General features: G+C 72.8%; 10 protein-coding genes. 7 read left to right on the forward strand and 3 right to left on the reverse strand.

What is annotated here, in order from left to right; translation table 11 throughout:
• From ACQP26_RS28825 to ACQP26_RS28840, 4 genes are read left to right on the forward strand one after another with little or no spacing between them, the layout of a single operon-like run.
• The gene (locus ACQP26_RS28825; RefSeq protein ID WP_433494477.1) at positions 1-1,938 is read left to right on the forward strand and encodes an MFS transporter; all 1,938 of its coding nucleotides are present in this window, start codon (positions 1-3) and stop codon (positions 1,936-1,938) included.
• The gene (locus ACQP26_RS28830) at positions 1,935-2,495 is read left to right on the forward strand and encodes a hypothetical protein (RefSeq protein ID WP_433494478.1); all 561 of its coding nucleotides are present in this window, start codon (positions 1,935-1,937) and stop codon (positions 2,493-2,495) included. The genes ACQP26_RS28825 and ACQP26_RS28830 overlap by 4 nt, the downstream gene beginning before the upstream one ends.
• Positions 2,492-3,667 carry a M23 family metallopeptidase gene (locus tag ACQP26_RS28835; protein WP_433494479.1) on the forward strand — a complete coding sequence of 392 codons (1,176 nt, stop codon included), beginning with the start codon at positions 2,492-2,494 and terminating at the stop codon, positions 3,665-3,667. The genes ACQP26_RS28830 and ACQP26_RS28835 overlap by 4 nt, the downstream gene beginning before the upstream one ends.
• Before the next feature lie 10 nt (positions 3,668-3,677).
• Positions 3,678-4,277 (forward strand): hypothetical protein, encoded by a 600-nt coding sequence (locus tag ACQP26_RS28840; protein ID WP_433494480.1) that lies wholly within the window; start codon positions 3,678-3,680, stop codon positions 4,275-4,277.
• A 3-nt stretch (positions 4,278-4,280) separates the two neighbouring features.
• Here ACQP26_RS28840 and ACQP26_RS28845 read toward each other — a convergent pair whose 3' ends face one another.
• Positions 4,281-4,844 (reverse strand): Rv0361 family membrane protein, encoded by a 564-nt coding sequence (locus ACQP26_RS28845; protein WP_433496219.1) that lies wholly within the window; start codon positions 4,842-4,844, stop codon positions 4,281-4,283.
• 213 nt (positions 4,845-5,057) lie between these two features.
• Here ACQP26_RS28845 and ACQP26_RS28850 point away from each other — a divergent pair, with 213 nt between their 5' ends.
• The 3 genes from ACQP26_RS28850 (at position 5,058) to ACQP26_RS28860 (ending at position 10,171) form a co-directional block, all read left to right on the forward strand.
• The gene (locus ACQP26_RS28850; RefSeq protein ID WP_433496220.1) at positions 5,058-7,640 is read left to right on the forward strand and encodes an FtsK/SpoIIIE domain-containing protein; all 2,583 of its coding nucleotides are present in this window, start codon (positions 5,058-5,060) and stop codon (positions 7,638-7,640) included.
• Positions 7,637-8,338, forward strand: a complete 702-nt coding sequence (locus ACQP26_RS28855; RefSeq protein ID WP_281579564.1) for a hypothetical protein — start codon at positions 7,637-7,639, stop codon at positions 8,336-8,338. The genes ACQP26_RS28850 and ACQP26_RS28855 overlap by 4 nt, the downstream gene beginning before the upstream one ends.
• Before the next feature lie 114 nt (positions 8,339-8,452).
• Positions 8,453-10,171 (forward strand): IS110 family transposase, encoded by a 1,719-nt coding sequence (locus ACQP26_RS28860; protein ID WP_433494481.1) that lies wholly within the window; start codon positions 8,453-8,455, stop codon positions 10,169-10,171.
• Between the two features lie 4 nt (positions 10,172-10,175).
• Here the strand turns inward: ACQP26_RS28860 and folE are convergent, their stop codons facing one another.
• Positions 10,176-10,793, reverse strand: coding sequence for a GTP cyclohydrolase I FolE (gene folE, locus ACQP26_RS28865; protein ID WP_121683718.1), 618 nt, complete (start codon positions 10,791-10,793; stop codon positions 10,176-10,178).
• 86 nt (positions 10,794-10,879) lie between these two features.
• Entirely contained in the window at positions 10,880-12,892 is a 2,013-nt protein-coding gene (gene ftsH, locus ACQP26_RS28870; RefSeq protein ID WP_269703640.1) for an ATP-dependent zinc metalloprotease FtsH, read from the reverse strand.
• Positions 12,893-12,974: the final 82 nt, after the last annotated feature.

Below are 12,974 nucleotides of genomic sequence, written 5' to 3' on the forward strand. Positions count from 1 at the left end.
ATGGCGAGGGTACGGATCGCGGCGCTCCTCCTCGCGCTCGGCGTACTCGCCGGGGCCACGATCTCCTGGCCGGTGATCGGGGCGGCCACACCCGCGTACGCCGCCGCGCCGGTCACCCAGGCGCGCGCCGAGCTGTGCACCACCAAGGAGTGGCAGGCCGACTTCCGGTCCTGCGTCGGCAAGCTCAAGGAGGTGAGCGAGGACCAGGTCGAGTGCCGCAACGCCCCGGTGCCCGCCGCGCCGGACTCGGGCCTGGCCGGCTGGTTCGCGTCCCGGCCCGATTCCGCGAAGGAGCCCGGCCCGAAGGGCCTCTACAGCGACTACGGGTACGCCGGATACAGCTACAACACGTACGACGTCGACGGCGGCTGCGCCTCCTCGGTGCTGCATCCGGACTACCGGTTCACCACCATGGTCGCCAACGGCGAATTCATGTTCGCCAACGCGGTGATCGGCGCCTCGAACGCGTTGCGCGAGCGCGCCTGGGATCCGCGGACGATGTGGAGCTGGGCCGACCCGCTGGTGGAGCAGGCCACGAAGGCCGTCTACCAGAAGGTGTTCAGCGTCTTCGGCATCATCACCGTCTGCGTGGTCGGGCTCTACCTGCTCTGGCGGTCCCGCCAGTCGGACATGAGCAACGCGATGACCACGGCGGGCTGGGCGCTGCTGGTGATGGTGGCGGTGACCGCGCTGGCCGCCTGGCCGGTGAAGTCCGCGAACATCGCCGACAACACGCTGATCACCACGCTGGGCGTGGTACACGACGCGGTCGGTCCGTCTACCAAGGACACGCCGCCCGGCCAGTGCGACGACCCGAACCCACAGGCGTGCAAGGATCACCGTCCCCCCGCCGTCCGCGCCAGTGACACGGCGACCGAGACGATGCTCTACCGGAACTGGCTGCGCGGTGTGCTCGGCTCGGCGGACAGCGAGACCGCGAAGAAGTACGGCCAAGCGCTCTACGACGCGAAGTCGCTGACCTGGGACGAGGCGGCGTCGATCCGGTCCAACCCGGCCACTCGCGACGTCGTCATCAAGGCCAAGCAGCAGCAGTGGGCCAAGGTCGCCGAACAGATCAAGACCGAGGACCCGGAGGCGTACGAGTATCTCCAGGGCACCCGGGACATGGATCGGATCGGCGCCGGGTTCATCGCGGTGCTGGCCTCGGTGCTGTTCGCCATGTTCGACCTCACCGCGTCACTGCTGGTGCTGCTCGGCTTCCTGATCTTCCGGTGGGCGGTGATCGCCGCACCGATCCTCGGCACCGTCGGCCTGATGCGCCCGGCCAGCGCCGGCCTCCGGCGGCTGGCGAACGCGGTGGTCGCCGCGGTCTTCAACATCGCCATCTTCGGCACCGGCGCGGCCATCTACCTCTTCGCCGTCGACCTGATCATGAACACCGCCACGCTGCCCGGCTGGCTCCAGGTGGTCCTGGTCTGGCTCTGCGGGGTGGTCGGCTGGTTGCTGCTGCGGCCGTACCGCCGGATCACCCAGCTCGGCGGGAAGGACAGCAGCGAGGCGGTCAGCTCGGCCGGCTCCTGGCACCGCCGGTTCTTCCGGGACATGCGGATCGCCGCCCGGCTGGACGTGGCCGAGCCCGGCGGCACCAACGAACCGGCGATCGGCAAGCGCCGCGCCGTCACGGCCGACCAGCGCAGGCTCCGGCCGGAGGCTCGGCACGAGGACCCGGCGCACAGCGCCACACCCGCCGACCGGGAGCGGCCGGACGGGCGGGAACGGCCGGCGGAGGTGCCCACACCCGAGCGGCCGGGTGGGAGTCCCGCCGCCACGCCCCGGCCCCGGCGCGCGCCGTCGACCTGGACCGAGCCGGACGTGCCGGAGGAGTCGCCCTCCTACGCCGTCTACCGGCCGGACTCGGCGGGCCGTGGTGCCGCCCCGGCCCGGCCGGCGCCGCGCATCCGCTCCGAGGCTCGGTGAGTCCGGTGCGACGCGCGCTGGAATTCCTCTTCACCCGGGTCCTCCGGTCCCGGATCGGCGTCGCCCTGATGATCGCCCTGCTGGTCTTCGGGGTGATCGGCGCGGCCCGCCTCGTCGCCGGACCCGGCGATCCCGGCCTCGGCCTGACCAGCCGACCCACCCAGCCGATCAGCACCGCGGACCCGGAGGCCGGCGACGACGGCGTGCTGGCCAGTCCGCCGACCGCCGTCGCGCCGAAGACCCGGCCGGGCGAGGACACGCCGGAGCAGGTCGCCGGACGGTTCACCGCCGCGTGGCTGAGCGGCCCGGGCAGCAGCGGCGACGCCTGGCAGGCCCGCCTGCGACCGCTCTCCACCCCGGCGCTGGCCGAGAAGATGACCGGGGCCGACCCGGAGACCGTGCCCGCCCGGAGGACCACCGGCGCTCCGACGCTCCGGCCCCGTACCGAGTCCTTCGTGGAGGCGCTGGTCCCGCTGGACAACGGCACGCTCCGGCTCGAGCTCGTCGCGCCGGACGGGCCCTGGCTGGTGGACGCGATCGACTGGGAGCGGTCGTGACCGCCGGCCCGGGCGTCGCCGGGCAGGTGCGCCGGAAGCTGCGCCTGGGCGTGGTCGCCACCGCCGTCACGAGCGTGCTCGCCCTGCTCTGCTGTGTCGGCGGCGCCGGTGCCTTCCTCCTCACCGAACTGGGCGGCGACGAGGACGACCCGAAGCTCGCGGCCCTGAACTGCGACCCGGCCTACCAGGTGAACCTGACCGGCGACATGCCGCGCTTCGCCGAGTACGGCGAGCGCCAGCTGCGCAACGCCGCGGTCATCATCAAGGTCGGCCAGGACATGAAGCTCCCCGCTCGCGGCTGGGTGATCGCGCTGGCCACCGCGATGCAGGAATCAGCGCTGCGCAACCTCGCCAACAGCACCGTCCCGGCGTCGCTCGCGCTCCCCCACGAGGGCGTGGGCGCCGACCACGACTCGCTCGGTCTGTTCCAGCAGCGGCCCGGATGGGGCAGCGTCGAGCAGCGGATGACGCCCTCGTACGCGGCCCGCAAGTTCTACCAGAAGATGGAGAAGGTGCCGAACTGGCAGCAGCGTCCGCTCACGGTGGTCGCCCAGAAGGTCCAGGTCAGCGCCTACCCCGACGCCTACGCCAAGCACGAGGAGCTGGCCGGGCGCATCGTCGACGCGCTCGCCGGCGGCGCCGCCCGGACCGTGGAGATCGCCGGCAAGGCGGTGTGCGACGCCGCCGCCGGAGACCGGATCGCCGCCTCCGGCTGGACCGCGCCGCTGCCCGGCGGCGTGGTCTCCGGCTTCCGCACCACCGCCCGTCCCAGCCACCACGGCGTGGACCTGGCCGCCGACAAGGGCACCCCGATCCACGCCGCCTCGGCGGGCCGGGTGCTGGTGGCCCGCTGCGACCCCGACCGCTCCGGTCGGCGCGACTGCGACCGGGACGGCTGGCCGGACAAGGGTGGCTGCGGGTGGTTCGTGGACATCCTGCACGCCGGCGGGTTCATCACCCGCTACTGCCACATGGTCGAACGACCCCGCGTGGTGCCGGGCCAAACGGTCGCGGCGGGCGAGGTCATCGGGCTCTCCGGCAGCAGCGGCAACTCGTCCGGGCCGCACCTGCACTTCGAGGTGCACCGCAACGGCGACCGGTCCAGCAACGGCGCGGAGAACCCGGTGCCGTTCATGCGCAAGCGGGGCGCGCCCCTCGGCGAGACCGGGTAAGGCCGGGCGGATGAGCAGTCCCCTCCCCGACCCCTTCGCGGACCGGCCGGATTGGGCGCCGCTGCCGCCCCGGCCGGTGGAGACCGTGCCCGCCACGGGCGGGATCGACCTGCGCGGCCGGCGCGTGCTCGTCGGTCTGCCCGGCCTCGGCTGGCGCGGCGACCTGCGGGCCGACGAGCGGGTGGTGCAGGGCAGCCGCACCTACGTGCCGGTGATCCCGGAACACGAGTGGTACCGGGCCGAGGCCGAGCAGGTCGAGGTCTTCGCCCCGCTGGTGCCCGTGGAACGGGTCTGGGTGGAGACCATCGGCGAGCGGCGTCCGGCAACGGAAGGGAGCGCCCCGGGTCTCCGGCTGGTCTCGCTGGACGTGCCGGAACGCCGGCCGCCCACCCCGGTCTTCGAGGCCGACGCGGTGACCGGGCGGCGCGTGGTGCACGTGGACAACGGCGTGGAACGGCGCGACCTGCGTGCCGTCACCGAGACCTACTCCGGCGCGGACGGCGACATCTGCGTGCGGGTGGCCCCGGAGCTGGAGTGGTACCGGTGGGCCTGGCGCGGCCAGGCACCGACCACGTTGGAGGTGCCGGTGCACCTGCTCTGGCTCGAGTAGGTCTCAGCCGACCTTGCTTGCCCCGCAGACGCGCCATCCGTCCTTGTTATCCACCAAGTCGAACCGCCAAGTCTCCCGACGGCTACTCACCGACTGGCCATCCTTTGAGCTGGCGATGGCGAGTGTTGTGGTGATCGATTCGCCCGACCCATTTTCGGCCTGAACCAACGGGCCCCAGCTCACTTTGATCGACACGCCGAAGTTGGCCTCGCGCTGCTCTAGCTCGGTCCTGAGATCACGCATGCCACTGAGCCCGTCGCTGTCGTTACAAGTGAATTCCTGGGCCTTCGTATCGTTCCGGTCGATAAGGTAGGCCCGAATGTAGTTGGCCACCACGACGTCGGGGGCGCTCCGGTCGGGGGCGGTTGCGCGGTCGTACAGCACGAACCCGACCACTCCGCCGACAGTGCACAGCAGCGCCACCACCCCCGCGACGACAGCGAGCACAGTGCGCACCGGGCGCTTGGGGCGTACCGGGGCGGGAGCGGGGGCGGGGGGCGCCAACTGCTCCGGCGGGGTTCGCTGCGCCGGTACTCGGGACACCTGGGAACCGGCGGGGGGCTGCACTGATTCCACCTCCTGAGGCTATCGGCTGCGTCTCGCGTACCCAATGCCTGGAAGCGGCGGATCGTGGCGAACCGCCGGGCGGACGCCGCCCGGCGGCGGGGTGAGGCTGCTCACCGCCGACCAGCTCACCGCGCCGACCGACATCCCGGTGGACAGCCGCCGCCTGGGTTACGGTCACTCCTCGGGGAGGACATGTCGGCCTCGGAAAGAGAGGTGGACGCGGTGGCGACTCCGAAGGCGCGCGCCGGTCGGGCCGCCGCGCTGCACCGCCGGGCCGAGGCCGCCGCGACGGCGGCGGCGGGCATCCTCGACGAGATCCGGCCCGCGCCGGCCGACCACCATCGGCAGTACGAGCTGGCCGAGCGCCTGCGGGCGGCGGCGGAGCTGGCGGCGCCCGGCTGGGCCGGCGCGCCACTGGACGCGCTGACCGCGACGACTCCACCGGGTGACGGTCTGCCGCCGCTGGTCCGGGTCGGCACCGCGTCGCCGCTAGACGACGCCCGCTTCCCCGCGCTGGTGCCGTTGCTCGGCAGCGGTCACCTGTGCCTCGACGCCGACGCCTCGGACGCCCGGGTGGCCGGGCTTCTCCGCGCGCTGCTGCTGCGGGTGTTCGCCGCGACTCCGGCGGGCGCGCTGCTGGCCCGCGCCGTCGACGGCGGTTCCGATACGACGCTCGCCGAATACGCACCGCTCGCCGACGCCGGCCTGCTGCCCCCGCCCGCCACCGACCTCGCCGGGATGCGGGCGGTGCTGGCCGAGGCGGAGCAGTGGGTGGCCGCCGGAACGGCCCGCCAGCGTGGGCACGACCGGACGCTGCTGCTCGTGGTCGCCGCGCTGCCGGACGGTACGACCACCGCCGACCTGGACCGGCTCGCCGGACTGGCCGAGGGCGGGCCCCGCGCCGGGCTGCATCTGGTGCTCGCCGGCTGGCCGGACGGCATCCCGTTGCCGCATGCCACAGCGGTCACTGTTCGCACCGCGTACGCGCTGGTCGGCGACCCGCCCGGGGCCGGCTTCAGCAGTCCCGGCGCGGAGCCGCCGGGCGGGTTGAACTCGCCGGTGTTCCTCGACGAGGATCCGCCCGCCGACCTGGTCGCGGCGGTGTGCGCGCGGTTGGCCCGGCAGATCGAGGACGGCTCCCGCCTCTCCCTGCGTGACCTGCTGCCGGCGGACGGTTTCTGGACGGCCGGCTCGGCCGACGGCCTGAGCACCACAGTGGGTGACGCCGCGGGGCGCCCGGTCAGCCTCGGCTTCACCGAGCTGACGCCGCACTGGCTGGTCAGCGGCCGGGGCCAGGCGGGCCGGTCGGCGTTCCTGACCGACGCGTTGTTCGGGCTCGCCGCCCGGTACGGCCCGGACGACCTGGTGCTCTACCTGGCCGACCTGGCCGACGGCGAGTCCTTCGTGGAGTTCCTCCAGACCGAACGGGACCGGTCCTGGGTGCCGCAGGTACGCGCCGCCGGGATGGCTGCCGACCGGGAGTACGTGGCCGACCTGTTCGGTGAGCTGGAGGCGGAGCTGCGCCGCCGCGAGGAGGCGTCCCGGCGGGCCGGTGGGCAGCGTTACGCCGAGCTGCGCCAGCACCAGCCGCTGCCCCGGATCGTCTGCGTGGTCGACAACTTCCCGCTGGCTCTGCGCGAGCGGGACCGGCTCGCCGCCGACCTGCTGGCCCGGCTGGACGCGCTCGCCCGCGCCGGCCGGTCGTACGGGATCCACCTGGTGCTGGCCGGCGAGGGTGACCTGGGCATGGGCGGTCCGCGTGACCCGCTGCTCGGCCAGTTCCCGGTGCGGGTGGCGCTGCCCGGCGGCTCGGCGGTGCTGGAACCGGCGAACGACTCGGCGGCCGGCCTGCCGGTGGGCAGCGCGGTGGTGAACACGGCGGGTGGCCTGGGCGGCCCGCGCGGCGCGACCCGGGGACACGAGCGGATGATCCGCTTCCCCGACCCGTACGAGGATCCCGAGGTCCTGGCCGGCCTGCGGCGACGGCTCTGGGAGGCGCGGGGCGAGTCGGTGACGCCGCCGGTGGTCTTCGCCGGGTACGCCCGCCCGCTGCTCACGAACGATCCGCGGCACCGGGCCGCCCTGGCCGGCCGGGCCCACGCGCCCGCCGCGTTGCTGGGCCGGGCGGTGGACGTACGGCGGTCCACGGTGACGGTGCCGCTGGGGCCGGGCGCGGGACGGAACCTGGCAGTCCTGGGCCGGGACGAGGAGGCCGAGCGCCTGCTGGTCACGGCGGTGCGCAGCGCGGCGGCGGCGCAACCGGGCGCGGCCCGGTTCGTGCTGGCGCCCCTGGCGAACGGGTCGGCCGAGCCGGCCGGGGTACTCGCCGCCGAGTTGTCCGGGCGCCACCGGGTGGAGACCGTCGACGCGGCCGGCCTGCGGGCCGCCATGGAGTCGGACGAGCCGGGTTACCTGGTGGTGTTCGGGCTGGACGTGCCGGACGCCGGCGAGCTGCCGCCCGACCTGCTGCGGACGCTGCTGCTGGAGGGCCCGCCGGCCGGCCGGCACCTGCTCGGCTGGTGGCGGACACCGGCGCCGCTCGCCGGGCTGCTCGGCCCGGAGGGCGAGGTGGACAAGCTCACCGCCGTGGCGGTCACCGACGTGCCGGGCGGCCGGTTGGAGCAGCTGTTCGACCGTCCGGTCTGGTGGCGGCCCCGGCCGGGTCGCGCGATGCTGTGGGACGGCCCGGACGAGCAGGGCACCGTCTTCGTACCGTTCGGCACCGCGGTCACGGCGAGCGCGTCGATCGAGCCGGACCCGCAGGCGGCGGGCCGCACCGGGGAGGGGGGCGCATGAGCGAGACCGGCACGTCCGTACCGGGACCCCGCTCGGGTGGCCCGACCACTGTGGCGGACCCCGCCGAGTCGGCCTGGGCGGAGTACGTCGCGGCAGCGCGGGCGCTCGACGGCGTACGCCGGGCGGCGGCGACCGCCGCCGGGGAGCAGGCGCGGTCGGTGGCCGCGGCCCGCGAGGAACTGACAGCGGTACGGGAACGGCTGGCGCCGCAGCAGTCCCGGCTGCGTGAGCTGGGCGTACCGGCGATGTCGCTGGTCCCGACACCGCCGGAGGTGACCGAGGCGGCCCGGTCGATGGCGGGTGGGCCGTCGGCGGTGCTGGCGGCGCTGCGCGCGGCCGGGGACTGGGCGGACGCGGCGGACGACACGTTGAGCGCGCGCGGCCTGCCGCGGCTGGCCCGGTGGCCGGCCCGTCCGCGCAACCTGCTCGTGTACGGGCCGCTGGCGCTCGTGGTGCCGCTGCTCCAGCTCGTGCTGTACGCGGTCGCCGGTCCGGGGCCGGTCACGGTACTGGCCCTGCTCGTGGGGCTGCCGCTGCCGGCCGTGGCGTTCATGCTGGGCTGGCTCGCGGTGGGGCGCGTCTTCCGCCCGCGTCCGACCGATCGGGTGGACCGGACGCCCCGCTTCGGCGCGCTGGTCTGCCTGGTCCCGGCGGTACTCACCGCCGCCGGGCTGCTGCTGGCCATGCTGCCGGACTGACGACGGCCGCGTCTCCCGGGCGGGAGGACGCGGCCGTCGGTGGTGGTCGGGGTCATGTAAGGAACTCCGGTGCTTGATCAGCGCGGGGGTCCTGGGATTGCATGAGCATCCCGGTTGGTCCGGTGGGTGGCGTCGAGTTGGGGTCTGAGGGAGAGCCTCGTACCGCTGATTGCCACCGCTGGTCTGGCCACGGATGCCCCGGATGAGGGAAGTGGGTCGGCCCTGTTGAGGTCGGGCCCGGTTGCAGCACATGAGTGGGAGCCGTCGTCGGATTGCTCTGCCTCCTTGGGACCGTGGCTGTTGTGCGGTGTTCCCGCGCGGATCGCCGGAGTAGGTGGTTGGTCGGTGCGCGGGAGGCGGCAAGTGCAGCGCAGGTTGGTCGGTATCGATCTGGGGATCGCGTCGGCGCACACGGTGCGGGTGCGTGACGAGGCCGGGCAGGAGGTGTGCAGGCGGCGGTGCGAGCCGACGCTGCAGAGTCTGACCGCGATTGAGACGGCGGCGCTGGCAGGCGCCGAGGCCGGGACTCGGTTGGAGGTGGTGATGGAGCCGACCGGGCCAGCGTGGTTGCCGATCGCGGTGTTCTTTACCGCCCGCGGGCATCTGGTGTTCCGGGTGTCGAGTGCGAAGGCCGCGGATCTGCGTCGATTCCTGTCGCGGCATGCGAAGTCCAACGGCATCGACGCGGACACCCTGGCCCGGCTGCCGTTGATCGATCCGGACGGGTTGCGGCCCCTGGAACTGCCGGATGCGGCCGCGGCGGCACTGGACCGGCGGGTGCGGGCGTGTGATCGGCTGACGATGGCCGCGTCCGAGCACAAGGTGCGGATCAAGGACCTGGTCCGGCAGGTGAGGCCGTGCACCCCGCTGACCGGTGATCTGGGCAAGGCCGATCTGGCGGTGCTGGAACGCTACGCCGACCCGCGTGCGCTGCTACGGCTCGGGCGGGCCCGGCTGACCGCGCTGATTGTCAAAGCGTCGAACAACCACCAGGGTCAGGCGCGGGCCGAGTTGTGGCTGGTCGCCGCCCGGGCCGCGGTCGACCTCTACGGTGAGCATCCGGCGGTCGCGTTCAGCGACCTGGCCGCGGAGATCGCGACCGAGGTGCGGCTGCTACGCGCCATCGACGCCGAACTGGCCTCGCACGCGGCCGAGCGGGAATCCTGTTACCGGTGGGTGGACCCGATGCAGCTGGCCCGCAGCCTGCCCGGCCTGGCCGAGGTCGGCGGACCGGCAATGACCGCGGTGATCGGTGACGCCGCCCGGTTCCCGACGGCGGCGCACTTCAAGTCCTACCTCGGACTCGCGCCGCGGGCGTCGGAGACCGGTGACACCAACCGCAAGGGCCAGCCGATGTCCAAGGCCGGCTCCCGGCTCGCCAGGGCCACCCTGATCCGGGCCGCGGACTGGGCCCGCAAGCAGGATCCCCAGCTCGCGCGGGTCTACCACCAGCAGATGGTCGAACGCGGCGCCGAGCACCTCAAGGCCAGCTGCGTCGTCGCGGCCCGGCTCGCCGAACGGCTCTGGGCCGTGATGCGCCGCCGCATGCCTTACGTGATCTGCGACCTCGACGGCACCCCGGTCACCCCACAGCAGGCGAAACAGCTCATCACCGAACAGTGGACCGTCCCCGCCAGCGTCCGCGCCCGCCGGCGCAGCACCAAAACCACCGACACGAAGGCGGGGAAGGCCCCTCAACGAGTCCTCGCGGGACATGTCAGGTCAGACGCGCAAAGCGCCGACAAACGAGGCGACCTTCCCCGCCAACGATCGTCCAACCAGCCGACCTACAAGGTCAAGCCGGCCACCACCTTGACAGCCGATCCCCGATAGGGAATCAGCGGGCCATGATCAGTGCCATCGCCTCGGCCCGCGACTTGGCGTCGTTCTGGAGGCCGCCGCGCACGGCGGACGTGATGGTCTTCGCGCCGGACTTCTGGATGCCGCGCATCGCCATGCACATGTGCTCGCACTCCAGCACGACGATCACGCCGCGCGGGGCGAGGCTGGACATCAGCAGGTCGGCGATCTGCGAGGTGAGCCGCTCCTGCACCTGCGGCCGGCGGGCGAACACCTCGACCAGCCGGGCCAGCTTCGACAGGCCGGTGATCCGGCCGTCCGGGCCGGGGATGTAGCCGATGTGCGCGCTGCCCCGGAACGGCAGCAGGTGATGCTCGCAGAGGCTCATCACGTCGATGTCCCGCACGAGCACCAGTTCCTCGTGGTTGGCCTCGAACGTGGTGCGGAGCACCTGCGCCGGGTCGACCCGCAGGCCGGCGAAGAGTTCGGCGTACGCGCGGGCCACCCGGGCCGGCGTCTGCTGGAGGCCGTCACGGTCCGGGTCCTCGCCGACCGCGATGAGGATCTCGCGGACCGCCTTCTCGATCCGGGCGAGGTCGACCGTGTCCTCCACCGGGCCCCCGGTGAGCTTGCCGCTGATCAGACGCGCGGCCACGTAGTCGAGCGCGTCGTCCCCGTCGGGCTCGGTCGCGGAGACGGCCGACTCCCTGTGCGGGGAGCCGGCCGTCGTCGGATCGCTGTTCAGTGCGTACCGTCCGAGTTGTTGCTGGAACCACCGATGGAGGCGGCGGCGTCGGCGCGGGCCTGTGCGGCCAGCGCTTCCTTCTCGGCCGGGGTGAGCACCGGCGGCTCGGTGGAGGGCTGACGCTTGCCGAAGCCGTGGTACGGGGCCATCGGCGGGCGCTTGACCACCCGGGCGCAGATGCGAGCCATGTCGGCGGTGGAGAGGGTTTCCTTCTCCATCAGCTCCAGGACCATGGTGTCCAGGACGTCCCGGTATTCCACCAGGATCTCCCAGGCCTCGTCGTGGGCCAGCTCGATCAGCGCGCGCATCTCGCCGTCGATCTCGGCCGCCACCGCGTCGGAGTAGTCCCGCTCGTGGCCCATGTTGCGGCCGAGGAACGGCTCGTCGCCGCTGGTGCCGTACTTGATCGCACCGAGCTTGGAGCTCATGCCGTACTGCGTGATCATCGCGCGGGCCAGCTGGGTGGCCTTCTCGATGTCGTTGCCGGCGCCGGTGGTCGGCTCGTGGAAGACCAGTTCCTCGGCCGCCCGGCCACCCAGCGCGTACGCCAGGGTGTCGATCATCTCGGCCCGCGTCTGGGTGTACTTGTCCTCCGTCGGGAGGACGAGCGTGTGACCCAGCGAGCGGCCCCGGGACAGGATGGTCACCTTGTGCACCGGCGCGGCGTGCGGCAGCGCCCAGGCGACCAGCGCGTGCCCACCCTCGTGGTACGCGGTGATCTTCTTCTCCTGGTCGCTCATCACCCGGGTCCGGCGCTGCGGGCCGGCGATCACCCGGTCGATCGACTCCTCCAGGGAGTCGTTGGTGATCGCCCGCTGCTCCTTACGGGCGGTGAGCAGCGCGGCCTCGTTGATCACGTTGGCCAGGTCGGCGCCGCTGAAGCCCGGGGTACGCCGGGCGACCGCGTCGAGGTCGACGTCGGGCGTGAACGGCTTGCCCTTGGCGTGCACCCGCAGGATGGCCTTGCGGCCCTCCATGTCGGGGGCGTCGACCGGGATCTGCCTGTCGAACCGGCCCGGGCGCAGCAGCGCCGGGTCGAGGATGTCCGGCCGGTTGGTGGCGGCGATCAGGATGACGCCGCCCTTGGTGTCGAAGCCGTCCATCTCGACCAGCAGCTGGTTGAGCGTCTGCTCCCGCTCGTCGTGACCGCCGCCCATGCCGGCGCCGCGGTGGCGGCCGACGGCGTCGATCTCGTCGACGAAGACGATCGCCGGGGCGTTCGACTTGGCCTGCTCGAACAGGTCGCGGACGCGGCTCGCGCCGACACCGACGAACATCTCGACGAAGTCGGAGCCGGAGATGGAGTAGAAGGGCACCCCGGCCTCGCCGGCGACCGCGCGGGCCAGCAGCGTCTTACCGGTACCGGGCGGGCCGAACAGCAGCACGCCCTTCGGGATCTTGGCGCCCAGGGCCTGGTACTTCGCCGGGTTCTGCAGGAAGTCCTTGATCTCGTGCAGTTCCTCGACGGCCTCTTCGGCACCCGCGACGTCCGCGAAGGTGGTCTTCGGCGTGTCCTTGGTGATCATCTTCGCCTTGGACTTGCCGAAGTTGAGCACCCGGGAGCCGCCGCCCTGCATCTGCGACATGAAGAACAGCAGCAGGAGCACGAGCAGCGCGATGGGAAGCAGGTTGACCAGCAGGCTGACCCAGATGCTGTCCGACGACACCTTGGTGTCGACCGGGCCGGTGATGCGGTCCGCCGCCTCGGCCTCGCGTACCTGGTTCCAGACCTGGCCGCCGACCTCGTACGGGAACTGCGCCTCGATCTTGTCAGTGGTGGTGTCGCCGTCGAACTTGGCCTTGTCCTTCAGGTCGAGCTGGAGCGTCTGCTCCTTGTCCTGGAAGACGACCTTCTCGATGCCACCCTTGTTGAGCTGGTCGAGCGCGACGGACGTGTCCACCCGGTGGTAGCTGGGACCAGCGGTGAACAGTTGACTGAGCACAACGGCGCCGAGGATGACCAGGATGATCCAGACCACCGGTCGGCGGAAGAAACGCGTACGTTCCATGCTGTAGTCGGGCGCCGAGGCGCCCGCATCCTCCTGATCGACGTCCTGACCGTCTGAATGGTGTCGCCGCCTTGAGCGGCGG

The sequence above is a fragment of the Micromonospora sp. CA-248089 genome (assembly GCF_050948515.1).
Taxonomy (GTDB): Bacteria; Actinomycetota; Actinomycetes; order Mycobacteriales; family Micromonosporaceae; genus Micromonospora.